The 20464-nt window shown below is 40.7% G+C and carries 34 protein-coding genes; 2 read left to right on the top strand and 32 right to left on the bottom strand.

The genetic code is table 11. The features are described from left to right. Nucleotides 1-25 precede the first annotated feature (25 nt). From rpsD to OWEHO_RS15080, 32 genes are all read right to left on the bottom strand, one after another. Nucleotides 26-631: a 30S ribosomal protein S4 gene (gene rpsD / locus OWEHO_RS15230; protein WP_014203386.1), complete on the bottom strand. Its 606-nt coding sequence runs from the start codon at nucleotides 629-631 to the stop codon at nucleotides 26-28. 21 nt (nucleotides 632-652) lie between these two features. Continuing rightward, complete coding sequence (gene rpsK / locus OWEHO_RS15225) at nucleotides 653-1048, bottom strand: 30S ribosomal protein S11 (protein ID WP_014203385.1); 396 nt, start codon at nucleotides 1046-1048, stop codon at nucleotides 653-655. 12 nt (nucleotides 1049-1060) lie between these two features. Next, a complete protein-coding gene (gene rpsM, locus OWEHO_RS15220; RefSeq protein ID WP_014203384.1) occupies nucleotides 1061-1438 on the bottom strand; it encodes a 30S ribosomal protein S13 in 378 nt (125 codons plus the stop codon). 18 nt (nucleotides 1439-1456) lie between these two features. After that, nucleotides 1457-1573 (bottom strand): type B 50S ribosomal protein L36, encoded by a 117-nt coding sequence (gene ykgO, locus OWEHO_RS18260; RefSeq protein WP_014203383.1) that lies wholly within the window; start codon nucleotides 1571-1573, stop codon nucleotides 1457-1459. A gap of 29 nt (nucleotides 1574-1602) precedes the next feature. After that, a complete protein-coding gene (gene infA / locus OWEHO_RS15215; protein WP_014203382.1) occupies nucleotides 1603-1818 on the bottom strand; it encodes a translation initiation factor IF-1 in 216 nt (71 codons plus the stop codon). Nucleotides 1819-1839: 21 nt separating this feature from the next. Beyond that, nucleotides 1840-3177 (bottom strand): preprotein translocase subunit SecY, encoded by a 1338-nt coding sequence (gene secY, locus OWEHO_RS15210; RefSeq protein ID WP_014203381.1) that lies wholly within the window; start codon nucleotides 3175-3177, stop codon nucleotides 1840-1842. Nucleotides 3178-3188: 11 nt separating this feature from the next. Continuing rightward, complete coding sequence (gene rplO / locus OWEHO_RS15205) at nucleotides 3189-3638, bottom strand: 50S ribosomal protein L15 (protein WP_014203380.1); 450 nt, start codon at nucleotides 3636-3638, stop codon at nucleotides 3189-3191. A 20-nt stretch (nucleotides 3639-3658) separates the two neighbouring features. Then, nucleotides 3659-3841 carry a 50S ribosomal protein L30 gene (gene rpmD / locus OWEHO_RS15200; protein WP_014203379.1) on the bottom strand — a complete coding sequence of 61 codons (183 nt, stop codon included), beginning with the start codon at nucleotides 3839-3841 and terminating at the stop codon, nucleotides 3659-3661. A 13-nt stretch (nucleotides 3842-3854) separates the two neighbouring features. Then, on the bottom strand, nucleotides 3855-4379 hold the full coding sequence (gene rpsE / locus OWEHO_RS15195; protein WP_014203378.1) for a 30S ribosomal protein S5: 525 nt from the start codon (nucleotides 4377-4379) through the stop codon (nucleotides 3855-3857). 9 nt (nucleotides 4380-4388) lie between these two features. Beyond that, a complete protein-coding gene (gene rplR / locus OWEHO_RS15190) occupies nucleotides 4389-4742 on the bottom strand; it encodes a 50S ribosomal protein L18 (RefSeq protein WP_014203377.1) in 354 nt (117 codons plus the stop codon). 6 nt (nucleotides 4743-4748) lie between these two features. Continuing rightward, nucleotides 4749-5300, bottom strand: a complete 552-nt coding sequence (gene rplF / locus OWEHO_RS15185; protein WP_014203376.1) for a 50S ribosomal protein L6 — start codon at nucleotides 5298-5300, stop codon at nucleotides 4749-4751. A gap of 29 nt (nucleotides 5301-5329) precedes the next feature. Beyond that, a complete protein-coding gene (gene rpsH / locus OWEHO_RS15180; protein WP_014203375.1) occupies nucleotides 5330-5731 on the bottom strand; it encodes a 30S ribosomal protein S8 in 402 nt (133 codons plus the stop codon). Nucleotides 5732-5746: 15 nt separating this feature from the next. Then, nucleotides 5747-6016: a 30S ribosomal protein S14 gene (gene rpsN, locus OWEHO_RS15175; RefSeq protein ID WP_014203374.1), complete on the bottom strand. Its 270-nt coding sequence runs from the start codon at nucleotides 6014-6016 to the stop codon at nucleotides 5747-5749. A gap of 2 nt (nucleotides 6017-6018) precedes the next feature. Beyond that, nucleotides 6019-6567: a 50S ribosomal protein L5 gene (gene rplE, locus OWEHO_RS15170; RefSeq protein ID WP_014203373.1), complete on the bottom strand. Its 549-nt coding sequence runs from the start codon at nucleotides 6565-6567 to the stop codon at nucleotides 6019-6021. Continuing rightward, nucleotides 6567-6884 carry a 50S ribosomal protein L24 gene (gene rplX / locus OWEHO_RS15165; protein ID WP_014203372.1) on the bottom strand — a complete coding sequence of 106 codons (318 nt, stop codon included), beginning with the start codon at nucleotides 6882-6884 and terminating at the stop codon, nucleotides 6567-6569. Before rplX ends, rplE begins: the two co-directional genes overlap by 1 nt. Before the next feature lie 10 nt (nucleotides 6885-6894). Then, on the bottom strand, nucleotides 6895-7263 hold the full coding sequence (gene rplN / locus OWEHO_RS15160; protein WP_014203371.1) for a 50S ribosomal protein L14: 369 nt from the start codon (nucleotides 7261-7263) through the stop codon (nucleotides 6895-6897). 2 nt (nucleotides 7264-7265) lie between these two features. Then, nucleotides 7266-7529, bottom strand: coding sequence for a 30S ribosomal protein S17 (gene rpsQ / locus OWEHO_RS15155; RefSeq protein ID WP_014203370.1), 264 nt, complete (start codon nucleotides 7527-7529; stop codon nucleotides 7266-7268). A gap of 7 nt (nucleotides 7530-7536) precedes the next feature. Continuing rightward, the gene (gene rpmC, locus OWEHO_RS15150) at nucleotides 7537-7740 is read right to left on the bottom strand and encodes a 50S ribosomal protein L29 (protein WP_014203369.1); all 204 of its coding nucleotides are present in this window, start codon (nucleotides 7738-7740) and stop codon (nucleotides 7537-7539) included. Nucleotides 7741-7754: 14 nt separating this feature from the next. Then, nucleotides 7755-8177, bottom strand: a complete 423-nt coding sequence (gene rplP, locus OWEHO_RS15145) for a 50S ribosomal protein L16 (protein WP_014203368.1) — start codon at nucleotides 8175-8177, stop codon at nucleotides 7755-7757. 23 nt (nucleotides 8178-8200) lie between these two features. Beyond that, nucleotides 8201-8929, bottom strand: a complete 729-nt coding sequence (gene rpsC / locus OWEHO_RS15140) for a 30S ribosomal protein S3 (RefSeq protein ID WP_014203367.1) — start codon at nucleotides 8927-8929, stop codon at nucleotides 8201-8203. A 4-nt stretch (nucleotides 8930-8933) separates the two neighbouring features. After that, a complete protein-coding gene (rplV, locus tag OWEHO_RS15135; RefSeq protein ID WP_041628312.1) occupies nucleotides 8934-9362 on the bottom strand; it encodes a 50S ribosomal protein L22 in 429 nt (142 codons plus the stop codon). A 10-nt stretch (nucleotides 9363-9372) separates the two neighbouring features. Then, nucleotides 9373-9654, bottom strand: coding sequence for a 30S ribosomal protein S19 (gene rpsS, locus OWEHO_RS15130; protein ID WP_014203365.1), 282 nt, complete (start codon nucleotides 9652-9654; stop codon nucleotides 9373-9375). Between the two features lie 5 nt (nucleotides 9655-9659). After that, nucleotides 9660-10484, bottom strand: coding sequence for a 50S ribosomal protein L2 (rplB, locus tag OWEHO_RS15125; RefSeq protein WP_014203364.1), 825 nt, complete (start codon nucleotides 10482-10484; stop codon nucleotides 9660-9662). 5 nt (nucleotides 10485-10489) lie between these two features. Next, the gene (rplW, locus tag OWEHO_RS15120; RefSeq protein ID WP_014203363.1) at nucleotides 10490-10780 is read right to left on the bottom strand and encodes a 50S ribosomal protein L23; all 291 of its coding nucleotides are present in this window, start codon (nucleotides 10778-10780) and stop codon (nucleotides 10490-10492) included. Between the two features lie 2 nt (nucleotides 10781-10782). Continuing rightward, the gene (gene rplD / locus OWEHO_RS15115; RefSeq protein WP_014203362.1) at nucleotides 10783-11412 is read right to left on the bottom strand and encodes a 50S ribosomal protein L4; all 630 of its coding nucleotides are present in this window, start codon (nucleotides 11410-11412) and stop codon (nucleotides 10783-10785) included. Next, on the bottom strand, nucleotides 11412-12029 hold the full coding sequence (gene rplC / locus OWEHO_RS15110) for a 50S ribosomal protein L3 (RefSeq protein ID WP_014203361.1): 618 nt from the start codon (nucleotides 12027-12029) through the stop codon (nucleotides 11412-11414). The genes rplD and rplC overlap by 1 nt, the downstream gene beginning before the upstream one ends. A gap of 36 nt (nucleotides 12030-12065) precedes the next feature. Beyond that, complete coding sequence (gene rpsJ / locus OWEHO_RS15105) at nucleotides 12066-12371, bottom strand: 30S ribosomal protein S10 (RefSeq protein WP_014203360.1); 306 nt, start codon at nucleotides 12369-12371, stop codon at nucleotides 12066-12068. A gap of 23 nt (nucleotides 12372-12394) precedes the next feature. Continuing rightward, entirely contained in the window at nucleotides 12395-14494 is a 2100-nt protein-coding gene (gene fusA / locus OWEHO_RS15100) for an elongation factor G (RefSeq protein WP_014203359.1), read from the bottom strand. 20 nt (nucleotides 14495-14514) lie between these two features. Next, nucleotides 14515-14991, bottom strand: a complete 477-nt coding sequence (gene rpsG / locus OWEHO_RS15095; protein ID WP_014203358.1) for a 30S ribosomal protein S7 — start codon at nucleotides 14989-14991, stop codon at nucleotides 14515-14517. Nucleotides 14992-15007: 16 nt separating this feature from the next. Then, entirely contained in the window at nucleotides 15008-15388 is a 381-nt protein-coding gene (gene rpsL / locus OWEHO_RS15090) for a 30S ribosomal protein S12 (RefSeq protein ID WP_014203357.1), read from the bottom strand. Between the two features lie 306 nt (nucleotides 15389-15694). Continuing rightward, nucleotides 15695-16378 carry a hypothetical protein gene (locus tag OWEHO_RS15085; RefSeq protein ID WP_014203356.1) on the bottom strand — a complete coding sequence of 228 codons (684 nt, stop codon included), beginning with the start codon at nucleotides 16376-16378 and terminating at the stop codon, nucleotides 15695-15697. A 38-nt stretch (nucleotides 16379-16416) separates the two neighbouring features. Further along, nucleotides 16417-17127, bottom strand: coding sequence for a hypothetical protein (locus OWEHO_RS15080; RefSeq protein ID WP_014203355.1), 711 nt, complete (start codon nucleotides 17125-17127; stop codon nucleotides 16417-16419). Nucleotides 17128-17263: 136 nt separating this feature from the next. Here OWEHO_RS15080 and OWEHO_RS15075 point away from each other — a divergent pair, with 136 nt between their 5' ends. Together OWEHO_RS15075 and OWEHO_RS15070 are read left to right on the top strand one after the other, a co-directional pair. Continuing rightward, entirely contained in the window at nucleotides 17264-19642 is a 2379-nt protein-coding gene (locus tag OWEHO_RS15075) for an ATP-dependent helicase (protein ID WP_014203354.1), read from the top strand. Nucleotides 19643-19810: 168 nt separating this feature from the next. Then, complete coding sequence (locus tag OWEHO_RS15070) at nucleotides 19811-20440, top strand: DUF4290 domain-containing protein (RefSeq protein ID WP_014203353.1); 630 nt, start codon at nucleotides 19811-19813, stop codon at nucleotides 20438-20440. The last annotated feature ends 24 nt before the right edge of the window (nucleotides 20441-20464 follow it).

Raw genomic sequence — 20464 nt, 5'->3', positions numbered from 1 at the left:
AAATTTATAGAAGTTTATATTATGATTATTTAGAGTACAATTCCACAATAAGCTGCTCCTTGATGGTCTCAGGGATCATTGCTCTTTGTGGCGTACTAAGGTAAGTACCAGTCATGGTTGAGTTATTCCACTCTACCCACTCGTACTGATCCTTGCGGCTGCTTATCGCATCCGTAATTACTGAAACTGACTTTGACTTCTCACGAACGCCAATTACATCCCCAGGTTTTACATGATAAGAAGGAATATTTACCAACTCACCATTTACGGTAATGTGGCGGTGTGATACCAACTGACGGGCAGCACGTCTTCCTCCAGCGATTCCAAGTCTGAAAACCACGTTATCTAAACGAGCTTCACAAAGTTGCAAAAGAACCTCACCAGTAATACCTTTTGAGCTAGATGCTTTCTTAAACATGTTAGAAAACTGACGCTCAAGGATACCGTAGGTATATTTTGCCTTTTGCTTTTCAGCAAGCTGAATAGCATATTCTGACTTTTTACCTCTTCTACGTCCGTTACCATGCTGGCCGGGAGGGTAATTCTTTTTCTCAAAAGAACCGTCAGGTCCGAAGATAGGATCTCCAAACTTTCTTGCGATTTTCGTTTTTGGGCCTGTATATCTTGCCATTTCTTCGCTTTCTTAATTTACTTAAACTCTTCTTCTTTTCGGAGGACGACAGCCGTTGTGTGGCATTGGGGTAACATCTACAATTTCTGATACCTCGATACCATTATTGTGTAGGGTACGAATCGCTGATTCTCTACCGTTACCTGGACCTTTCACATAAACCTTCACCTTCTTAAGGCCTAGTTCCATCGCTGTTTTTCCGCAATCCTCAGCTGCCATTTGAGCTGCATAAGGAGTGTTTTTCTTTGATCCTCTAAAACCCATTTTACCGGCAGAAGACCAACTGATTACCTGACCTTTGGTGTTGGTAAGAGAAATAATGATGTTGTTGAAAGTAGCATTGATATGGGCTTCACCCGTTGCTTCAATGATTACTTTTCTTTTCTTGGTACCTTTACCTGACGCTTTCTTTGCCATTACTCACACAAATTATTTAGTTGCCTTCTTCTTGTTGGCAACTGTTTTACGTTTTCCTTTTCTGGTACGAGAGTTGTTTTTGGTTCTCTGTCCACGAAGTGGTAGTCCATTTCTGTGACGTACACCTCTGTAGCAACCGATATCCATCAAACGCTTGATGCTCAATTGTACTTCAGAACGAAGTTCACCCTCTACTTTATACTGCTCAGTAATTACGTTTCTGATAGCTGTAAGCTGATCATCATCCCAGTCCTGAACCTTAGTGTTGTAGTCAACACCCGCTTCGTCTAGGATTTGTCTTGAGCGACTGTTTCCTATACCGAAAATGTAGGTAAGGCCAATCTCACCTCTTTTGTTTTTTGGTAAATCTATACCAGCAATCCTTGCCATAGGTAATCCGTTATAATATTATCCTTGTCTTTGTTTGAACTTAGGGTTCTTTTTGTTGATCACATAAAGAACTCCCTTCCTGCGCACGATTTTGCAATCTGCACTTCTCTTTTTGATTGATGCTCTTACTTTCATCTCTTTATTCTCTCTTTATTGGGGCACACCTAGTATCTGTAGGTGATTCTTGCTTTAGTTAAATCATAAGGAGACATATCAAGCTTCACTTTATCTCCTGGTAATAATTTTATATAGTTCATCCGCATCTTACCGGATATATGAGCTGTAACTATGTGTCCGTTTTCCAACTCTACACGAAACATCGCATTAATCAATGCCTCTATAATTGTTCCGTCTTGCTCAATCGCAGATTGCTTAGCCATAAGTTCCTTTATACTCTATTTTTAAAATGCGCTTACTGTACGTCCTTTTAGCTTACCTGACTTCATCAAGCCATCGTAATGACGGTTTAGCAAGTAACTTTCTATTTGTTGCAGAGTATCCAAAACCACTCCTACCATAATCAGCAAGCTCGTACCTCCGTAGAAATAAGCAAACTGAGTATTTACACCAGCTACCATTGCGAATGCTGGCAAAATAGCTAGCAAGGCAAGGAATATAGATCCCGGTAGCGTAATTCTTGATAGAACCGTATCTAAGAACTCAGCAGTACTTTTTCCTGGCTTAATACCTGGAATGAATCCACCATTACGCTTAAGGTCTTCCGCCATTTGGTTTGTGTTTACCTGAATAGCCGTATAGAAGTAAGTAAACAAGATGATCATTACAGCAAACACGAAGTTGTACCAGAAACCTTGAATATCACTAAACATAGAAACTAACCAGTTAGCATTTCCGCTTTCCAAACCTGCATAGCTTAATACAGTTACAGGGATGAACATAATTGCTTGTGCAAAAATGATTGGCATTACACCAGCAGCATTCACTTTAAGTGGAATGTACTGACGAGCCATATTTCCTGAGTAAGTTCTTCCGCCTGTAGTACGCTTGGCGTATTGCACAGGCACTCTTCGTACTCCTTGTACTAAAGCTACTGATAGTAGAATTACAAATAATAGAACTGCAATTTCTACGATGAATAGTACAAGACCACCACCTCTATCAATTTTTGAAGCAAACTCCTGAAGGAAAGCCTGAGGCAAGCTAGCGATGATACCTACCATAATAAGTAGTGAAATACCATTACCTACACCTTTATCAGTAATTCTTTCTCCAAGCCACATTGCAAATACAGTACCTGCAGTAAGAACAATGATAGAGGTAAACCAAAACAAACTAGGTGAAATGGTAACCCCAACATTCTGACTCATAAGGTTAGCAATGTATCCAGGAGCCTGTGCTGCTGTAATTGCTATAGTAAGAAAACGAGTGATCTGGTTGATCTTTCTTCTTCCGCTTTCTCCTTCCTTCTGCATTTTCTGTATAGTAGGTACAGCCATTCCCAGCAACTGAATAACAATAGATGCTGAGATGTAAGGCATGATACCTAATGCCAAAATTGAAGCGTTTGCAAAAGCACCACCGGTGAAAGCATTAAGGATTCCTATAATACCACCATCGGCCTGATTCTGAAGGTTAGTTAAACTTTCAGGATCAATTCCTGGAAGAACTACGTTTGAACCCAAACGGTATACGAGCAAAAGACCCAGAGTAAGTAGGATCTTTTCTCTGAGTTCTTCAATCTTCCAGATATTTTTTAATGTTTCTATAAAACGCTTCATTCAATAATCTCTTAAAGAGTTGTTGCAACACCACCTTGCGCTTCGATAGCAGCTTGGGCAGTTTTTGAATAACCGTGGGCTTCGATGGTAAGCTTAGCTTTAAGCTCTCCTCTACCCAAAATTTTAATGCGATCGCTCTTGTCAGCAAGACCATTGTTTACCAAAGTAGCAACATCAATCTTATCTGTAGCTTTTCCTTCGTCAACCAAAGTTTGCAAAGTATCAAGGTTGATACCATGGTATTCTACACGGTTGATGTTACGGAAACCAAACTTAGGTACACGTCTTTGCAATGGCATCTGACCACCTTCAAAGCCGATTTTGCTTTTGTATCCACTTCTAGACTTGGCACCTTTGTGACCACGTGTTGAAGTACCACCATGACCAGAACCCTCACCGCGAGCAATACGCTTGCGAGATTTGGTTGATCCTGATGCTGGTTTTAAATTACTCAAACTCATAACTTAATATCTTAAGAGTGTTACTTTACTTCTTCTACTTCGATAAGGTGAGAAACCTTTCTTACCATACCCAAAACCTGTGGAGTAGCTTCGTGCTCTACCACTTGATTCATTTTGCGCAATCCTAGAGCCGCCATAGTTCTTTTTTGAACTTCCGGACGGTTAATTTTGCTGCGCACTTGCTTAATTTTTATAGTAGCCATGTCGGTTCTTTCTTTATCCGTTGAATACCTTTTCTACACTAATACCGCGAGTTCTGGCGATGGTTCCTGCGTCACGCATCTTTAGCAAGCAGTCAAAAGTAGCCTTTACCACGTTGTGTGGGTTAGAAGATCCTTTTGATTTTGCCAATACATCGTGTACACCTAAACTTTCAAGTACAGCTCTCATTGCACCACCTGCAATTACTCCTGTACCATTTGAAGCGGGGCGCAAAAATACTCTAGCTCCACCAAATTTCCCACTTTGTGGGTGAGGAATTGTGTTTTTTACCAAAGGAATACGAACCAAGTTCTTTTTAGCGTCCTCAATTCCTTTCTGAATCGCTTCAGAAACTTCCTTAGATTTTCCAAGACCAAAGCCTGCAACACCTTTCTCATCTCCTACTACAACGATAGCTGAAAATCCGAAAGTTCTACCACCTTTAGTTACCTTGGTTACCCTTTGAATACCTACCACACGGTCAGTCAATTCCAATCCGCTAGGCTTTACTCTTTGTACGTTCTTATGACCTTTAATCATCTCGGTATCTTAAAATTTTAGTCCTCCTTCTCTGGCACCCTCAGCCAATGATTTTACTCTTCCGTGGTAGAGGTATCCTCCACGATCAAAAGCACATACTTCAAAGCCTGCAGCAGTAGCTCTCTCAGCTACCTTCTTGCCTACAGCTTTCGCCATATCGCTCTTATTTCCTTCTTTGGCAAAGTCTTTTTCAAGAGACGAAGCAGAGGCTAACGTTTTTCCATCAACATCGTTGATAAGCTGAGCGTAAATCTCCTTGTTACTTCTGTATACAGCCAATCTTGGGCGGTCAGCAGTTCCGTTAATGCTTTTTCTAACCCTGCGCTTAATGCGCAATCTTTTTTCTGATTTGGTAAGTGCCATCTTCTATTATTTACTAGCGGTTTTACCGGCTTTTCTTCTAATGTATTCGCCCACGTATTTCACACCTTTACCTTTGTAAGGCTCTGGCTTACGGAATCCGCGAATCTTTGCCGCGATCATTCCTACTAGTTGCTTATCGTGGCTCTTCAATATCACGATAGGGTTCTTTCCTTTATCTGAAACTGTTTCCAATTTCACTTCACTTGGAATTTCAAAAAGAATGTTGTGAGAGTATCCCAAAGAAAGATCTAATTTTTGACCTTGATTTGATGCTCTATAACCTACCCCTACAAGCTCAAGCTTCTTTTCAAAACCTTGACTTACACCTTCTATCATATTAGCGATCAACGCGCGGTACAATCCGTGATAAGCACGGGTTTGTTTCTCTTCGTTTGCACGCAATACGGTAAGTTCAGTTCCTTCTTGAGAAATAGTGATGCTTTCTGGCAAAGTTTCTGACAACTCACCTAGCTTCCCTTTTACAGAAACTACGCTTCCAGAAACCTTAATCTCTACGTCTGCTGGAACATTAATAAGTGCTTTTCCTACTCGTGACATTGTAAAATGCTTTCTTTAATTTCTCTTAATTAGTAAACGTAGCAAAGTACTTCTCCACCTACGTTTTCCTTACGGGCCTGCTTATCTGTCATCACACCATGAGAGGTAGAAACGATAGCAATACCTAGTCCGTTAATCACCCTTGGTAAATCTTTACCAGATGAATACTTTCTCAAACCTGGCTTACTTACTCTTTCAAGTGAGCGAATAGCTGGCTCTTCAGTAACACGATCATACTTCAAAGCAATTTTGATAGTGCCTTGAGGACCACGATCTGCGTCCACTTTATAATTTGTAATGTACCCTTGGTCTAGCAAAATCTTGCTCAACTCTACCTTCATATTTGAAGATGGAATTTCCACAACTTTGTGTTTCGCTAGCATCGCGTTTCTAACGCGGGTAAGGTAATCTGCAATAGGATCTGTAACCATTGTACTAAATATAATTTACCAACTTGCCTTTTTAACTCCAGGGATCAAGCCTTTGTTAGCCATCTCTCTAAACATAACTCTCGAAAGTCCAAACTGACGCATGTAGCCTTTTGGACGTCCGGTAAGTTTGCAACGGTTGTGCATTCTTACTGGAGATGCATTCTTAGGAAGCTTTTGTAAAGCTTCATAATCGCCTGCAGCTTTAAGAGCAGCACGCTTTTCAGCATATTTTTCAACAGTTTCTTTCCGCTTCACTTCGCGGGCTTTCATCGATTCTTTAGCCATGTCTATTTCTTAAAGGGAAGTCCGAATTTTTGTAATAATGCTTTTGCCTCCTTATCGGTTTTACCGGTGGTTACAAATGTAATGTCCATACCTGTAATACGATTAGTTTTATCGATATCAATCTCTGGGAAGATAATCTGCTCAGTGATACCTAAAGTATAGTTTCCACGTCCGTCAAAACCATTCTTTTTGATACCGTTAAAGTCACGAATACGTGGCAAAGAAGACCATACAAGACGCTCAAGAAATTCATACATTTTCTCACCTCTCAAGGTTACTTTTGCCCCAATAGGCATACCTTTTCTCAACTTAAAGTTTGAGATATCCTTTTTGGAGTAAGTAGCTATCGCTTTTTGTCCAGCAATACGGCTCATCTCATCGATGGCGTAATCTACCAGCTTCTTATCAGCAGTAGCAGCTCCAATACCTTGTGAAAGTACAATCTTCTCCAAGCGAGGTACTTCCATTACATTAGCGTAGTTAAACTCTTCTTTAAGAGCCACAGCGTACTCGCTATTGTACTTTTCTTTTAGTGTGGGAACGTAATTCATTACTTAATGATATCTTCTGTTTTCTTAGAATATCTTACAAGCTTTCCATTCTCATCAGCCTTACGACCAATTCTTGAAGCCTTACCATCTGCATCTACATACATCAGGTTTGACAAGTGAATAGGAGCTTCTTTCTCTATAATTCCTCCTTGAGGATTTGAAGCACTAGGCTTCTCGTGTTTTTTCACCACGTTGATACCTTCTACCAATGCTTTGTTTTTTTCACCAAGCATTTCGATTACCTTACCAGTTTGTCCTTTGTACTCACCAGCAAGAACCTTTACGGTATCTCCTTTTTTAATGTGAAACTTTGCCATCTTCAATTATTTACAGTACTTCTGGTGCCAGAGATACTATTCTCATATATTGTTTATCACGAAGCTCACGGGAAACCGGTCCAAAAACACGGGTACCGCGCATTTCGCCCTGGGCGTTTAACAACACGCAAGCGTTGTCATCAAAGCGGATGTATGATCCATCTGCTCTGCGTACTTCTTTACGAGTACGTACAACTACTGCGGTAGAAACAGTTCCTTTCTTAACGTTACCAGCAGGCGTAGCTTCTTTTACAGAAACAACGATCTTATCGCCTACAGAAGCATACCTTCTTTTGGTTCCGCCTAACACTCTGATACAAAGTACTTCCTTTGCTCCGGTGTTATCTGCTACTTTTAATCTTGACTCTTGCTGTAACATTATTACTTAGCCCTTTCAATGATTTCTACTAGTCTCCAATTCTTCGTTTTGCTCAACGGACGAGTTTCCATAATGCGAACAGTGTCGCCAATGTTGCACTCATTCTTGTCATCGTGAGCATGGAACTTTTTAGTAAGCTTAATAAACTTACCGTAAATCGGGTGCTTCTTTTTACGTTCTACAGAAACAGTGATAGATTTCTCCATCTTGTTACTGGTCACTACACCAATTCGTTCCTTTCTTAAATTTCTTTTAATTTCTTCCATCAGAAATTTATTGCTGTTCACTGGTTAATTGACGACTGCGCAACTCAGTGGACAGTCTTGCGATATTCTTACGAGCCTTCTTCAATTCCAAAGGATTTTCCAAAGGTGAGATGGTGTGTCCCATCTTAGTTTTTGAGTAAGTCAACTTAAGCTCCTCAAGTTGCTCTTTTATCTCCTGGGTGGTCATTTCTCTAACAACAGATGCTTTCATAGTTCTATAGTGTTTTAGGCACCTACGTAATCCCTTCTAGTTACAAACTTAGTTTTTACCGGAAGTTTTTGAGCCGCCAATCTAAGGGCTTCTTTTGCGATTTCTGAATTCACACCATCCAATTCAAAGATGATTCTTCCAGGTCTTACAACAGCTACCCAGTGATCCAAAGCACCCTTTCCTTTACCCATACGTACTTCAGCAGGCTTCTTGGTGATAGGCTTGTCTGGAAAAATTCTAATCCATAACTGACCTTCTCTCTTCATGTACCTCGTAGCAGCAATACGGGCGGCCTCAATTTGGCGTGAAGTGATGAACTTTTCGTCCAACGCCTTGATGGCAAAACTTCCAAAGGCTATCTGAGATCCGCGTTGTGCATTTCCCTTCATTTTGCCTTTAAACTGCTTTCTGTGCTTTGTTTTCTTAGGTTGTAACATTGTAAAATGCCCTCTTTAAAATCCTATTTTCTTTTTCTTCTACCTGCGCCACGGTTATCTCTACCGCCACCACCTTGTTGCTTACCACCTTTACCGGCAGTACCAAGTAGGTTGCTTAGGTCTCTCTTTCCGTATACTTCGCCTTTCATAATCCATACTTTGATACCAATGATACCGTATGTTGTATGAGCTTCAGCTAAAGCATAATCAATATCTGCTCTAAATGTATGCAGAGGAGTTCTTCCGTCTTTGTACATTTCAGAACGTGCCATCTCTGCACCGTTCAATCTTCCAGAGGCTTGAATCTTGATACCTTCAGCACCCATTCTCATGGTTGCAGCGATACCCATCTTAATTGCTCTACGGAAGCTAATACGACCTTCAATCTGGCGAGCGATGCTATCTGCTACTAATTTCGCGTCAAGCTCTGGTCTTTTAATTTCGAAGATGTTGATTTGAACTTCTTTCTTGGTAAGCTTTTTAAGCTCTTCCTTCAGTTTATCAACTTCTTGTCCACCTTTACCGATAATAATACCAGGACGACTAGTGGTAATGGTTACGGTTACCAATTTTAGTGTACGCTCAATAATGATACGTCCTACACTTGCTTTTGATAGACGAGCGTAAAGATACTTTCTGATCTTATCGTCTTCGGCAAGTTTATCACCATAATCTCTACCACCATACCAGTTACTGTCCCATCCGCGGATAAAACCTAATCTGTTACCTATCGGGTTTGTCTTCTGTCCCATTCGGTTATGAATTACTATCGTTAACTACTTCTTCTTGCTTCACTTTCGCATCTACAATCACAGTTACGTGGTTGCTTCTTTTGCGAACGCGGTGTGCACGACCCTGGGGAGCCGGCTGAATTCTCTTAAGCATACGAGCGCTATCTACTGAAATTTCTTTCACATATAGTTTAGCCTCTTCCATACGCTCACCTTCATTCTTCTGTTCCCAGTTGTTAAGTGCAGAAAGCAACAGTTTTTCTAACCTGCCACTAGCTTCTTTACTGCTATGCTTTAGCAAGAAAAGTGCTTTTTCTACTTCTAAACCGCGAATCATGTCAGCCACTAATCTCATCTTTCTGGGAGATGTAGGGCAATTGTTAAGCTTTGCGATGGCTACGGTTTTCCTAGCCTCCTTTATAGCTTCTGCTCTGTTTCTTTTTCTGGCACCCATGTCGTGAAAATTAGCGCTTACCTTTATCTTTTTTATTACCTCCATGGCCTCGGTACGTTCTGGTTGGCGAAAATTCACCAAGCTTATGTCCTACCATGTTTTCTGTTACAAATACAGGCACAAAAGTTCTACCGTTGTGTACTGCTATTGTTTGTCCTACAAATTCTGGAGAGATCATTGAAGCTCTAGAGTAAGTTTTTACAACTGACTTGCTACCTGCTTCAACATTCGCAAGAACTTTACGCTCCAGCTTATAATGTATATATGGACCTTTTTTAAGTGACCTTGCCATCTTAATTATTTTTTCCTTCTTTCAATAATGTACTTGCTAGACTCTTTCTTTGGTGCACGAGTTTTGTAACCTTTTGCAGGTATACCATTTCTCGATCTTGGATGACCACCTGAAGCTCTACCTTCACCACCACCCATTGGATGATCTACTGGGTTCATCGCTACACCACGTACTCTTGGTCTTCTTCCTTGCCATCTCTTACGACCGGCTTTTCCGCTTACCTCTTGAGCATTGTCAGAGTTACTAACCGCACCAATCATTGCCATACAGGTAATCAAGATCATTCTAGTCTCTCCACTTGGCAACTTAATGATAGCGTATTTACCATCTCTTGCTGCAAGCTGTGCAAATGAACCAGCACTACGAGCAATCACAGCTCCTTGTCCAGGTCTCATTTCGATACAGCTAATTACAGTACCCAATGGAATATCAGAAAGGTACATTGCGTTACCAATCTCAGGTGCTGCTTCTCTACCGCTTACTACAGTTTGACCTACTTGCAAACCGTTTGGCGCTATCATGTATCTCTTCTCACCATCAGCATAGTAAAGCAAAGCAATACGAGCTGTACGATTCGGATCGTATTCTACAGCCTTTACAGTTGCAGGAACACCTTCCTTATCACGTTTGAAGTCTACAACACGGTATTTCTGCTTATGACCTCCACCTACATTGCGGATTGTCATTTTACCTGTGTTATTTCTACCACCGCCTTTCGATTTCCCTTTTACAAGAGATTTTTCAGGTTTAGCAGCTGTAATAGTACTGTTGTCATTTACAATTCTAAAACGCTGGCCGGGGGTTACCGGATTTAATTTTCTTACTCCCATTGGTCTTAAATATTACTATAGAGATCTATGGTTTCACCACTTCTTACTTCTACAATAGCTTTTTTGTACATTCCGGTTGAACCAGATACTACACCATTTTTAGTGAAGCGGCTTTTCTTTTTTCCTGGAACCAACATAGTGCGTACCTTTTCGATATTCACACCATAAAGCTCCTCTACAGCTTTCTTAATCTCTACCTTGTTTGCCTTTTTATCAACAACAAAGGCAAATCGATTGCGATCTTCGCTATCAGCTGTTGCTTTCTCTGTAATTACAGGTCTAATCAAGATGCCCATTGTTATTTGCTTAAAAGGTTTTCAAGTTTTCCTAACGAATCTTCAGTTAAAACCACATTTTGAGCATTCATAATGCTGTAAGTGTTTAATTCTGAAGCGATTACAACGTCAGACCCCTTAAAATTTCGGGACGACAAATATACATTTTTATTTGAGTCTCCAAGTACTATGATAGACTTTTTTGCATCAAGCCCTAAAGCAGTGATGATATTGATGAAGTCTTTCGTCTTTGGAGCGGCCATTTCAAGGTTTTCAATTACTTGAATTTTCTTGTCAGAAGCCTTAAGTGTAAGTGCTGATTTACGAGCAACAGCTTTCACTTTTTTATTCAATTTGAAACCGTAGTTTCTTGGACGTGGACCAAAAGCGGTACCACCACCTCTTTGCAACGGAGATCTAAGTGATCCTACACGTGCATTACCAGTTCCTTTTTGGCGGAAAAACTTTTTGGTAGTACGAGAGATTTCTCCTCTTTCTTTCGACTTGTGCGTACCCTGGCGTTGGTTAGCCAAGTATTGCTTCACATCAAGGTAAATAGCGTGATGATTTGGCTCCACAGCATAAAGCTCTGTGCTCAAGGTCACCTTACGACCTGTTTCCTTTCCTTCTTTGTTTAATACTGCTAATTCCATCACTTGGTAATTATTACGATTGAATTTTTAGCGCCAGGTATAGAACCTTTTACTACCAAAAGATTTTTGTCTTTATCAACCTTAAGAACTTGAAGGTTTTCTACCATAGTTCTTTTTCCTCCCATACGGCCGGCCATTTTCATGCCCTTAAATACACGTGATGGATCAGAACCAGCACCAATAGAACCAGGTGCTCTTAGACGGTTGTGCTGACCGTGGGTAGATTGACCTACTCCACCAAAGTTGTGACGCTTTACAACCCCTTGGAATCCTTTTCCCTTAGAGTTACCAGCTACATCAACAAACTCTCCTTCAGCAAACATATCTGCTGCAAGCTCGTCTCCGAGTTTTACTTCTCCGTCAATCGAATCAATTTCGATAACGTGTTGCTTTGGAGTAATGCCAGCTTTTTTGAAATGTGCAATTTGTGCTTTTGCTACATTTTTCTCTGACTTGTCACCGTAAGCAATCTGAACTGCTTCATAACCATCGGTCTCTGTGGTTTTAATTTGAGTAACCACACAAGGACCCACTTCGATGACAGTACATGGTAAATTTTTACCATTTGCATCAAAGAGGCTTGTCATACCGACCTTTTTACCGATCATTCCAGGCATTTGATTTCCTTTTTAAAGGTTAATTATTTAAAAAACTTAAACTTTTATTTCTACTTCTACTCCACTTGGCAACTCTAATTTCATTAGAGCGTCAATTGTTTTTGAAGAAGAAGAGTAGATATCCAATAGTCTCTTGTAAGATGACAATTCGAACTGCTCTCTAGCCTTCTTATTCACGTGTGGTGAACGAAGTACCGTATAGATTCTCTTGTTTGTAGGAAGAGGAATTGGTCCGTTTATAATGGCACCGGTACTCTTTACGGTTTTTACGATTTTTTCAGCAGACTTATCTACCAAGTTGTAATCGTATGATTTTAATTTAATCCTGATCTTCTGACTCATCTTCAATTATTGTCTTATGCAGGTTACTTACTACCTTTTACTGTTGCTATTACTTCATCGGCCACATTCTTAGGAGCTTCTGCAAAGTGCGAGAATTCCATAGTTGATGTTGCACGTCCAGAAGACATGGTTCTCAAAGCTGTTACATATCCAAACATCTCAGACAATGGAACTTTTGCTTTGATTACTTTAGAACCGCTTCTATCACCCATACCTTCCATCACACCTCTACGTCTGTTAAGGTCACCTACTATATCTCCCATATTTTCTTCTGGAGTAAGCACCTCAAGTTTCATAATAGGCTCAAGCAATACTGGGTTTGCTTTTGGAAGAGCTTCTTTGTAGGCAAGTTTAGCTGCCAATTCAAATGAAAGCTGATCAGAATCCACCGCGTGGAAAGATCCATCCTTTAAAGTAACCTGAAGGCTATCTACAGGGAAACCTGCCAATACACCATTCTTCATAGCTTCTTTAAATCCTTTCTCTACAGATGGAACAAATTCTTTAGGAACGTTACCACCTTTAATAGCGTTCACAAAGATCAAACCTGGCTTTTCTGGATCTCCTGGCTCGATAGTTACAACGATATCTGCAAATTTACCACGACCACCAGACTGCTTCTTATAAACCTCTCTGTGATCAACTGTACCGTTGATAGTTTCTTTGTAAGATACTTGTGGGGCTCCTTGGTTTACTTCCACCTTAAACTCACGCTTAAGACGATCCATAATAATATCCAAGTGAAGCTCACCCATTCCGCTAATTACTGTTTGACCAGAATCTTCGTCAGTCTTTACAACAAACGTTGGATCTTCTTCAGTAAGCTTAGCTAAAGCCATACCTAGTTTATCCACATCAGCCTGAGTCTTAGGCTCAATTGCCAATCCGATTACTGGATCTGGGAAGTCCATTGACTCAAGCACAATTGGGTGCTTTTCATTACAAAGTGTATCCCCAGTCTTAATATCTTTAAATCCTACCAATGCACCAATATCACCAGCACCAAGGGTGTCAATCTGGTTTTGCTTGTTAGCATGCATTTGGAAGATTCTTGAAATTCTTTCTTTCTTACCCGTTCTGGTGTTCAATACATATGAACCAGACTCAAGAGTACCTGAATAAGCACGGGTAAAACATAGACGACCTACAAATGGATCTGTTGCAATCTTAAATGCAAGACCTGCAAAAGGATCATCAAATGACGGCTGTCTCTTTTCTTCTTCTTCTGTTTCTGGGTTGGTACCAACGATAGCCTCAACATCCATTGGAGAAGGAAGGATTTCCATTACCATATCAAGCATAGCCTGTACACCTTTGTTTTTAAAGGCAGAACCACACATCATAGGCACCACTTTACCAGAGATAGTAGCTTCACGCAATGCGTCAAGAATTTCTCTTTCAGTAAGTGATTCAGGATCTTCAAAGTATTTTTCCATCAAAGTATCGTTAAACTCAGCTACTGCTTCCAATAACTTTTCACGGTACTCTGTTGCTTCTTCTAATATATCTGCAGGAATCTCAATTTCCTGAAAGGTCATTCCTTGATCCTCATCATTCCAAGTAATTCCACGGAAGTTGATCAAATCAACCACTCCTTTAAAATCAGCTTCTGCACCGATTGGAATTTGAAGAGGAAGTGCATGGCTACCAAGCATCTCTTTTACCTGACGGGTTACGTTAAGGAAATCTGCTCCCTGACGATCCATCTTGTTCACGAAACCAATACGTGGAACATTGTAGTTGTTAGCAAGTCTCCAGTTAGTTTCTGATTGTGGCTCTACACCATCAACAGCACTAAACAAGAAAACCAAACCATCCAATACACGAAGTGAACGGTTTACCTCTACGGTAAAATCAACGTGTCCCGGAGTATCAATAATGTTTACGTGATATTCAGTACCACGGTAAGGCCACTTTAGGGTAGTAGCAGCAGAAGTAATAGTGATACCTCTTTCTTGCTCTTGCTCCATCCAGTCCATAGTAGCTGCACCATCGTGCACCTCACCAATTTTGTGACTTACACCACCGTAATAAAGAATACGTTCCGTGGTAGTGGTTTTACCCGCATCAATATGCGCAGCAATACCAATGTTTCTTGTATATTTTAGATCTCTTTTAGCCATGGCTTATAGTAACCTTCTAATTATTTAAATCTACCAAAGTGAGCAAATGCTTTATTCGCATCCGCCATTTTATGAGTATCCATTCTTTTCTTCACAGCAGCTCCCTCTTCTTTGGCAGCAGCCATTACTTCGTTAGCCAATCTCAAAGCCATAGACTTTTCGTTGCGCTTACGTGAGTAGCTAATCAACCACTTCATTGCTATAGAAACTTTGCGATCCGGACGAATCTGCATAGGAATCTGGAAGGTCGCACCCCCTACTCTTCTACTACGCACTTCTACATGAGGCATTACGTTATTCAAAGCTTCTTTCCAAAGCTCTAAACCGTTACCTTCCTGAGTTTTCTCAGATACGATTTCAATCGCATCGTAGAATATTTTGTAAGAAGTACTCTTCTTACCGTCCAACATCATCATGTTTACAAAACGAGTTACCAACTGATCGCTAAACTGCGGATCTGGCAACAGGGGTCTTTTTTTTGCTCTGGTCTTTCTCATGGTACTCTATCGAGAATTATTTCTTATCCTTTGGTTTCTTAGCACCGTACTTACTTCTACGCTGAGTACGACCAGTAACACCGGCTGTATCCAATGCACCACGTACGATATGATATCTTACACCCGGAAGATCTTTTACTCTTCCTCCGCGTACTAATACAATACTGTGCTCCTGCAAATTGTGTCCTTCTCCTGGAATGTAAGCGTTCACCTCATTACCATTTGTCAACCTTACCCTTGCTACTTTACGCATAGCTGAGTTAGGCTTCTTAGGAGTAGTTGTGTATACACGAGTACACACTCCTCTTCTTTGTGGCGAAGATTGAAGGGCTGCAGACTTGCTCTTCTTAGTGAGCTTTACCCTTCCTTTTCTTACTAATTGCTGTATCGTTGGCATATACCTTTTATCTATAAGCTGTTAAAAATCAACAGATACCCGTTTTTTCGGGGAGTGCAAATGTAAAACTATTATTTATACCCACAATAGCTTGATAAAAAATGTTTTAGGAATTTTAAAATCAACCTTTAATGCAAAAGCTCAACCCGCCCAAATTACTGGCATTACAAAAGGTTTCACGCATCTCAACTTTAGCTCCTCAACATTTCTAACATCACTTATCAACACCCCTCCAGATATCCTTTAAATAAATGAAGCCCGCAAAAGTACACTTTGCAGGCTTTACTATTATATATTAAGGAGTGATTAAAGCGCAACCCCAAAAACCAGATTCGCACTAACACCTCCCGAAAGGCTTACACCCTCCAACTTAGAACCTCCAGCACTACGCCACTTCTGCTCACCTAGTCGTGGAGTATAGCCAGCATGAATACCTAGCGTAAAAGCAGCGTCATCAGATTTAGACGAAAAATCCCATAAGGCATATAAACCAGCCGAGCCGAGAAATCCCCATACATCCATATTTTGAGAATAAGGAGCATTCGTAATATATCCAGGTACTGTATTTACCGAGGGGTCTTCCATTTGAACCAATTCCAAACTACCATAATCAAAGCCTACTCCTAAATATGGAATAAGAGACAAATGCTCGCGCTGAATGACCCCATAACCTAAACTAAGCGCAAAATCCCCAGTCTCATATTTTGTAATTGCGCCATTTTCAGCTTGACGAGAATGTGATCCAAAATCATATATAAAATGAAGTCTATCTGAAGATATCCATAGCTTGATCGCCCAGTCCCATCCAATATTATCTAAAGAAGGATAGCCAGATTGATCAAGGGCTTTATTCAATTCACCAAAATCCATACTTGCAGCACCAATGCCAAACATTATGCGCCCCTCAATTTCATCCTCATCCTCTTGCGCAAAAGCAAAAGTGCTGACCCCAATAAAAATCAGCAGAAAAAAATACCTTGAGTTAATCATAGCTGTAGTTTTTTGATTTATGGGTGACAAACTTAATATTAAAAAGAAAGTCCGATCAATGTGCTTAAGGCAAATACACCACCCACGCTGGCTCCATTAAAATCCAAAGTAGGAAGCCAAGCTCTAACCCCGTAATGACCTTCGTTTAATGCAGATGTAAAGCTTCTTGAATACTGAGCTTGAGCTCCTAATAAAAACGAAAGCGTTTTAGGTTTCAACTTAATCCGATAGCATGAGCTAAACCCAAGTTGCCCTGTAAGATTTCTTACAGCATAATCTCCCTCAATTTGGTAATCATAGGTCGTTCCATCAGGGTTAACCATCCGGCCAATTCCATTGAGCCTTAATTTCTCAAATTGGCCACCAACACCCACAAATGGCACAATTGAAACCTTTCCTTCTTTAAGTAAGTTATAACCAACTGAAGCCCCCAAACAAGTGATTCCCCACCAGTTGTAATTATTGTCTTCTGAAAAATGCTCCTGATTACTCCCAGTCATGCTTAGTTTTATAAAAATCCGCTTAATGGGTATCACTCCTTCAAAGCCTGCATTTGCTGACCAATTATTCAACTTGGCAAATACATTATTTGTCAAAACCTTATTGTATTCATCATGATTAGCGTAAATAGCTCCACCCACAGCAAACACAGCCACTTCCTTTTCGCCAAGCACATACTGAGCATGCATTTCACCAGCCAATAGAAACAACCCTATAAATAGGTTAAGCGCTCTCAAAACAGAAATCATTTTTATGGTACTTAATTATCCGGTTTGATAAACGAAGCTTCTCATCCCTTATTACTGCACCATGCAACTTTAACATTTCGCTGTTCATTTGATGTTCACATCCTATCCACAAACTATTTGCCCCTTACCTATATATATGAGTACTTTGCGCCTGCAAAAGAATACATGCGTGCAAGATTATATTAAACAACTCAATCCATCACAGCGCGAAGCTGTAGTAAACACCGAAGGCCCCGTAATGGTAATTGCTGGTGCTGGTTCCGGAAAAACCCGTGTGCTCACCTACCGCATTGCCTATTTGATGGACGAAAAAAAGGTAGATCCTTTCAACATACTTTCACTCACATTTACCAACAAAGCCGCCAAAGAGATGAAGGAGCGTATTGGCAAAATCGTGGGTGGCAATGAGGCCAAAAACCTTTGGATGGGAACCTTCCACTCGGTGTTTGCCAAAATACTTCGCTTTGAGGCCGACAAACTGGGTTTCCCTAGTAACTTCACTATATATGATGCTGAAGATGCCCGTAAGGTGATTGCCAATGTGATCAAGGAAAAAAACCTTGATAAGGAAGTATATAAAGTAAAGAGTGTGGCCTCACGTATTTCTTCTTTCAAGAATGCCTTGATTACGCCAAAGGAATATTTACGCAGCCCCGAGCTTCAGGAAAATGATGCCGCAGCTCGGATGCCCATGATGGGCGACATTTATCGCGCTTACGCGGAAAGATGTTTTCGCTCCGGAGCCATGGACTTTGACGACCTCCTGCTCTATACCTTTATATTATTGCGCAAGTTTCCAGATGTACTGGCGAAGTACCAAGACCGCTTCCGCTACATAATGGTAGATGAGTACCAGGATACGAACCACGCGCAATACCTTATTGTAAAGTCACTGGCTAACCGCTATGGAAACATTTGTGTAGTAGGTGATGATGCGCAGTCGATTTATGCCTTCCGTGGTGCTAACATTAGAAACATCTTAAACTACCAGCGTGACTATGAAGATGTACGCGTATTTAAGCTGGAGCAAAATTACCGTTCTACAAAAACTATAGTTGGTGCCGCCAATAGCCTTATCAAAAAGAATAAAGAGCAGCTAGACAAAAATGTATGGACTGACAATTCTGATGGTGAGCAGATTGTAATTAATAAAACGGTAAGCGATACAGACGAGGCTAGTTATGTAGCCCGCACCATTTTTGAAAAGAACATGCAGGAGCATATTCCCTTTTCTGACTTTGCTATTTTATATCGCACCAATGCCCAGTCGCGGGCGATGGAAGAATCTTTTAGAAGAAGAAACATTCCTTATAGAATATATGGAGGACTTTCATTTTACCAACGCAAGGAGGTAAAAGACCTTTTGGCCTATGTACGCCTAACAATTAACTCCAATGATGAAGAAGCTTTCCGTAGGGTGATAAATTACCCCAAGCGTGGAATTGGAGATACCACTTTAGAAAAAATAACTGTGGCAGCTAATGCCAATGGAGTTAGCGTTTGGGAAATTTGCAGTAACCTGGGTTACTACCAAAGCGTGGGATTGAATAAACCTACCACTGTTAAGATTCAGGATTTCGTTACCAAAATTCAAAGCTTTAAGGCCTTGGCTAAAGAAGCCGAAGCATTTGATTTGGCCACGCATATTGCTAAGACTTCAGGATTACTGCGTGAACTCAGTCAAGATAAAACCCCTGAAGGAATAAGCCGCACGGAAAACATTCAGGAACTTTTGAACTCGGTAAAAGAATTTACCGAAAACCAGAAGGAGATTGAAGATGGCAACCCCAGTCTTTCGGGCTTTATGGAAGATGTGGCCTTGCTTACAGACTCTGATAATACTACGGACGAAGACAACGAAAAAGTATCCCTAATGACCATTCACCTGGCCAAGGGGCTTGAGTTTCCAATTGTATTTATTGTGGGCATGGAAGAAAGTCTTTTTCCAAGTATGATGGCGATGAGTAGCCGAGCCGACTTGGAGGAAGAGCGTAGACTTTTTTATGTAGCCCTTACCCGTGCCGAAAAGGAAGCTTACCTTACCTATGCACAAATGCGCTATCGCTGGGGAAAGTTGATCGATTGTGAGCCAAGCCGCTTTTTACAAGAAATTGATGAATCATTCCTTAATATAAACACTCCTGATTTTTCTCCCTTTACCGGAGCGTATGGTGATAGTGATGAACCTTCAGCTTCAAGAAGACCTTCGCCACGAAGAGCGCCTACTTCATCTGCACCATCACGAAGCAGGCAACCGCAACGCACCATGCCGCAGCGTAAAAACCTGAGAAAAATAGAAAGTTCACTACCTTCGGCCAATTCTGACTCGGTAGCCGACACCAATCCATCCGACATTAATGTAGGTGATAGAGTAAAGCATCAACGCTTTGGTCATGGTAAAATAAAAGAAATGGAAGGTGCCGGCCCCAACAAAAAGGCTGTTATACAGTTTGATAATGTTGGTGAAAAGAAATTATTACTCAAATTTGCCAAACTTGAAAAAGTAAGTGGCTAGAAAAAGTATTTAGTAGTTAGTAATAAGTATTTAGACAGCTACACTTTTCGAAAAAGTACTGTGGAGCGAGTATTAATACAGCTTCTCTTTGAAGGAAAGCACAACTGACCCAATACTAACTACTCAATACCAATAACCCATTACCCTCACCGGTAACACAGATAAAAAATGGAATACAACACAAGCTTACCCCACCTTATAATACCGGAATACGGTAGAAATGTACAGAAAATGGTAGGGCATCTTTTGACGATAGAGGACAAAGAAGAGCGCAATAGACAAGCTCAAAACCTCATTGATATTATTGGTAACCTGAATCCACAAATCCGCGATGTGCCGGATTTTAAGCACAAGCTTTGGGACCACCTTTTTATAATGTCTGATTTTAAATTGGACGTTGACTCTCCATACCCAAAACCTTCTGAGGAATCCTTAAAGGAAAAGCCAGAGCTGGTTCCTTACCCACGTAACAACCGCAGGTATCGCCATTACGGAAACGTTATTCGCAAGATGATTGACTACGCTGTGGAGCAACCTCCGGGTGAGGAAAAAGAAAAGCTGAAAATTGCTATCGCCAATCATATGAAAAAAACCTACCTGATCTGGAATAAGGATACGGTGGATGATGAAGTGATTTTGATGGAAATGAATGCTTTGGCCAATGGTAAACTAAAGCTTGATGACATGAACCTGAAGCACAAGCAGGAATTGGTAAAAGACATGCCAAACAACAAGCGTCAGCACCATAGCTCAAACAATAAGAACCGCAGAAGCGGCAAGAAGAGATACAAGAAATAATCACCCCAATAAACTTCAACACCC

This window comes from Owenweeksia hongkongensis DSM 17368 (assembly GCF_000236705.1).
GTDB classification, from domain to species: domain Bacteria; phylum Bacteroidota; class Bacteroidia; order Flavobacteriales; family Schleiferiaceae; genus Owenweeksia; species Owenweeksia hongkongensis.
The sequence above is the reverse complement of the archived record's forward strand: the minus strand, read 5'-3'. Positions and strand labels throughout refer to the sequence as shown.

What these genes read in the sequence shown, in the direction of transcription:
- rpsL (WP_014203357.1), bottom strand. Translation starts at nt 15,388, where the DNA reads ATGCCAACGATACAGCAATTAGTAAGAAAAGGAAGGGTAAAGCTCACT.
- OWEHO_RS15085 (WP_014203356.1), bottom strand. Translation starts at nt 16,378, where the DNA reads ATGATTAACTCAAGGTATTTTTTTCTGCTGATTTTTATTGGGGTCAGC.
- infA (WP_014203382.1), bottom strand. Translation starts at nt 1,818, where the DNA reads ATGGCTAAGCAATCTGCGATTGAGCAAGACGGAACAATTATAGAGGCA.
- rpmC (WP_014203369.1), bottom strand. Translation starts at nt 7,740, where the DNA reads ATGAAAGCATCTGTTGTTAGAGAAATGACCACCCAGGAGATAAAAGAG.
- rplF (WP_014203376.1), bottom strand. Translation starts at nt 5,300, where the DNA reads ATGTCACGAGTAGGAAAAGCACTTATTAATGTTCCAGCAGACGTAGAG.
- rpmD (WP_014203379.1), bottom strand. Translation starts at nt 3,841, where the DNA reads ATGGCTACTATAAAAATTAAGCAAGTGCGCAGCAAAATTAACCGTCCG.
- rpsK (WP_014203385.1), bottom strand. Translation starts at nt 1,048, where the DNA reads ATGGCAAAGAAAGCGTCAGGTAAAGGTACCAAGAAAAGAAAAGTAATC.
- rplP (WP_014203368.1), bottom strand. Translation starts at nt 8,177, where the DNA reads ATGTTACAACCTAAGAAAACAAAGCACAGAAAGCAGTTTAAAGGCAAA.
- secY (WP_014203381.1), bottom strand. Translation starts at nt 3,177, where the DNA reads ATGAAGCGTTTTATAGAAACATTAAAAAATATCTGGAAGATTGAAGAA.
- rpsG (WP_014203358.1), bottom strand. Translation starts at nt 14,991, where the DNA reads ATGAGAAAGACCAGAGCAAAAAAAAGACCCCTGTTGCCAGATCCGCAG.
- rplN (WP_014203371.1), bottom strand. Translation starts at nt 7,263, where the DNA reads ATGTTACAGCAAGAGTCAAGATTAAAAGTAGCAGATAACACCGGAGCA.
- rplD (WP_014203362.1), bottom strand. Translation starts at nt 11,412, where the DNA reads ATGGAATTAGCAGTATTAAACAAAGAAGGAAAGGAAACAGGTCGTAAG.
- ykgO (WP_014203383.1), bottom strand. Translation starts at nt 1,573, where the DNA reads ATGAAAGTAAGAGCATCAATCAAAAAGAGAAGTGCAGATTGCAAAATC.
- rplB (WP_014203364.1), bottom strand. Translation starts at nt 10,484, where the DNA reads ATGGGAGTAAGAAAATTAAATCCGGTAACCCCCGGCCAGCGTTTTAGA.
- rplC (WP_014203361.1), bottom strand. Translation starts at nt 12,029, where the DNA reads ATGCCTGGAATGATCGGTAAAAAGGTCGGTATGACAAGCCTCTTTGAT.
- rplV (WP_041628312.1), bottom strand. Translation starts at nt 9,362, where the DNA reads ATGGGTGCCAGAAAAAGAAACAGAGCAGAAGCTATAAAGGAGGCTAGG.
- rpsJ (WP_014203360.1), bottom strand. Translation starts at nt 12,371, where the DNA reads ATGAGTCAGAAGATCAGGATTAAATTAAAATCATACGATTACAACTTG.
- rplO (WP_014203380.1), bottom strand. Translation starts at nt 3,638, where the DNA reads ATGAGTTTGAGTAATTTAAAACCAGCATCAGGATCAACCAAATCTCGC.
- rplW (WP_014203363.1), bottom strand. Translation starts at nt 10,780, where the DNA reads ATGGGCATCTTGATTAGACCTGTAATTACAGAGAAAGCAACAGCTGAT.
- fusA (WP_014203359.1), bottom strand. Translation starts at nt 14,494, where the DNA reads ATGGCTAAAAGAGATCTAAAATATACAAGAAACATTGGTATTGCTGCG.
- rplE (WP_014203373.1), bottom strand. Translation starts at nt 6,567, where the DNA reads ATGAATTACGTTCCCACACTAAAAGAAAAGTACAATAGCGAGTACGCT.
- OWEHO_RS15075 (WP_014203354.1), top strand. Translation starts at nt 17,264, where the DNA reads ATGAGTACTTTGCGCCTGCAAAAGAATACATGCGTGCAAGATTATATT.
- rpsH (WP_014203375.1), bottom strand. Translation starts at nt 5,731, where the DNA reads ATGGTTACAGATCCTATTGCAGATTACCTTACCCGCGTTAGAAACGCG.
- rpsS (WP_014203365.1), bottom strand. Translation starts at nt 9,654, where the DNA reads ATGGCAAGGTCACTTAAAAAAGGTCCATATATACATTATAAGCTGGAG.
- rpsM (WP_014203384.1), bottom strand. Translation starts at nt 1,438, where the DNA reads ATGGCAAGGATTGCTGGTATAGATTTACCAAAAAACAAAAGAGGTGAG.
- OWEHO_RS15080 (WP_014203355.1), bottom strand. Translation starts at nt 17,127, where the DNA reads ATGATTTCTGTTTTGAGAGCGCTTAACCTATTTATAGGGTTGTTTCTA.
- rplR (WP_014203377.1), bottom strand. Translation starts at nt 4,742, where the DNA reads ATGGCACTTACCAAATCAGAAAAAAGATTGCGCATTAAGCGCAGGGTT.
- OWEHO_RS15070 (WP_014203353.1), top strand. Translation starts at nt 19,811, where the DNA reads ATGGAATACAACACAAGCTTACCCCACCTTATAATACCGGAATACGGT.
- rpsC (WP_014203367.1), bottom strand. Translation starts at nt 8,929, where the DNA reads ATGGGACAGAAGACAAACCCGATAGGTAACAGATTAGGTTTTATCCGC.
- rpsD (WP_014203386.1), bottom strand. Translation starts at nt 631, where the DNA reads ATGGCAAGATATACAGGCCCAAAAACGAAAATCGCAAGAAAGTTTGGA.
- rplX (WP_014203372.1), bottom strand. Translation starts at nt 6,884, where the DNA reads ATGGCAAAGTTTCACATTAAAAAAGGAGATACCGTAAAGGTTCTTGCT.
- rpsQ (WP_014203370.1), bottom strand. Translation starts at nt 7,529, where the DNA reads ATGGAAGAAATTAAAAGAAATTTAAGAAAGGAACGAATTGGTGTAGTG.
- rpsN (WP_014203374.1), bottom strand. Translation starts at nt 6,016, where the DNA reads ATGGCTAAAGAATCGATGAAAGCCCGCGAAGTGAAGCGGAAAGAAACT.
- rpsE (WP_014203378.1), bottom strand. Translation starts at nt 4,379, where the DNA reads ATGATTAAAGGTCATAAGAACGTACAAAGAGTAAAGCCTAGCGGATTG.